Origin of the sequence: Corynebacterium sp. HMSC056F09 (assembly GCF_001815785.1) — a bacterium.
Lineage (GTDB): Bacteria > Actinomycetota > Actinomycetes > Mycobacteriales > Mycobacteriaceae > Corynebacterium > Corynebacterium hiratae.
In genome coordinates, this window is sequence record NZ_KV821950.1 from 1 (window position 1) to 1,626 (window position 1,626).

Annotated in this window: 2 protein-coding genes; both read right to left on the reverse strand. The window is 52.2% G+C overall.

Annotated features, from left to right (window positions below; translation table 11 throughout):
* Positions 1-52: 52 nt before the first annotated feature.
* Complete coding sequence (locus HMPREF3056_RS09780; protein ID WP_158010552.1) at positions 53-1,048, reverse strand: DDE-type integrase/transposase/recombinase; 996 nt, start codon at positions 1,046-1,048, stop codon at positions 53-55.
* Positions 1,049-1,131: 83 nt separating this feature from the next.
* Complete coding sequence (locus HMPREF3056_RS09785; protein ID WP_070679339.1) at positions 1,132-1,554, reverse strand: transposase; 423 nt, start codon at positions 1,552-1,554, stop codon at positions 1,132-1,134.
* Between the last annotated feature and the right edge of the window lie 72 nt (positions 1,555-1,626).

The window sequence follows — 1,626 nt, forward strand, 5'->3', positions numbered from 1 at the left end:
CGGCGCCTGCCTTTGAGTTGTGAACATCCCCCTGTTTGATGTGGTTGTTACTTTACGCGCTCGTTGTCTCGGGCGCTAGGGGTTTGCCGTTGTTGATTCCTACTGTTTTAGGTGGTGGCTTGTAGACGGATGTCCGGGGCCTGCGGTGAGGGTGCGTCGCGTAGTAGACGGTTTCCTTTTCTCGGCGATGCTCAAGGATGTCGCGCCACGTGCCTGAATACACTTCACTAGGTGTGTATCCATTAAGCCCGCTGTGGCGGTCACGGTTATTGTATTCGTCGATAATCCTGCCGATGACCTTCTGTGCATGCTGGATATCATCATAGGTTTCTAACGCATAGCGGTGATGCTTGATTGTGCGATGGGATGACTCTTCAAATGGGTTGTCATTCGAAACATTCGGCCGAATCAATGACAGCTGCACGCCGCGTTCATCCAGCATGGCCTTCATCATGTGTGAGGTCATGACTTTGCCGTTGTCGGTGTGTACGACGTCAACGCTGTGACCGTTGAGTTCCTGGTCAGCAATGACTTGTTCGATCAGGCGTGTAGCGATGGTCTTTTCCTGTCGGTGTTGGACAGTCCATCCCACGACTTTGCGCGAGTACAAATCCAACACCGTGTAAAGATGAAAGCCTTTGGTGACAAAAGATCCTGGCAGCCACGTGATGTCCCAGCACAGTACTTGCCCGGGCCTATCTGCGGTGATAATAGGAACCCCTCGCGCTGGTGTAGTTGGCCGCCTGCGCCGTTCTAATGCTGGAAACAGTTGAGCGTTAATCCGGTAGAACGTCCGAATCGACGCTAAAAGCGGATCGGGACCATCAAGATGATCAAAAAAGATTCTGGCAACTGACAAGCCTTGCGCCCGCCCGCGAACAAGCAGCTCAGCAATGCGTGTGTAGTCACTTTCATCTAGCTTGCGAGGATGAGGCAAAGACGCACTAGGTGCCTTGCATGGTCGAGGATTGTGCCGGTAATACCAGGTCGTTCGACCAAGACCAATAATCTTCAACGCGCGGGTTAAAGAGTAGCCCGCCTCAACCAAGCCTTCGACGATGAGTTCTTCGCTTTTAAGAAACTCAACATAATCAGCACGTTGCTCAGCAGTTAAAGTACGGCCACCACGCGTTAATCCTCGGAATACTTCTGCATGATGGCGATAGCTTTTCCCATGGCATCAACTGCCCGACAGTGAGCTTCAGTCTGCTCGGCCTTACGAGCAATGATTTCGTCCTTTTCCGCTAACTGCTGTTTGAGCCTGGCTATTTCATCGCTTAAGGCTTCATTGCTTTTGCGGAGGCGCTTGTACTCATTGATGTTTTCTGGGCACACAGGGATATTGTGCCTTGGCGTAAGCCCTGTGGCTAGATCCCCGCCGGCGAACTGCTTCCGCCAACGCTTAAACGAGCTATAACTGACACCGATGGAGTCCAAGTACTTCCGGCGCTGCCCATGTTTGACCGAGTAGTACTCAAGGACCACCTTCTCCTTTTGTTCTGCGGTATACCGACCTTGCGGAACCATATCCTCTGGCGGGATGGAGATAGTCATGAACACTTTCCTTTCTCCCCCGGCAATCACCGGGGACTACTGGGATGTTCACAACTCCATTGGCAATAAGGG

Bases quoted from the DNA above. Each gene is read 5' to 3' on its own strand.
- HMPREF3056_RS09785 (WP_070679339.1), bottom strand. From the start codon at position 1,554: ATGACTATCTCCATCCCGCCAGAGGATATGGTTCCGCAAGGTCGGTAT.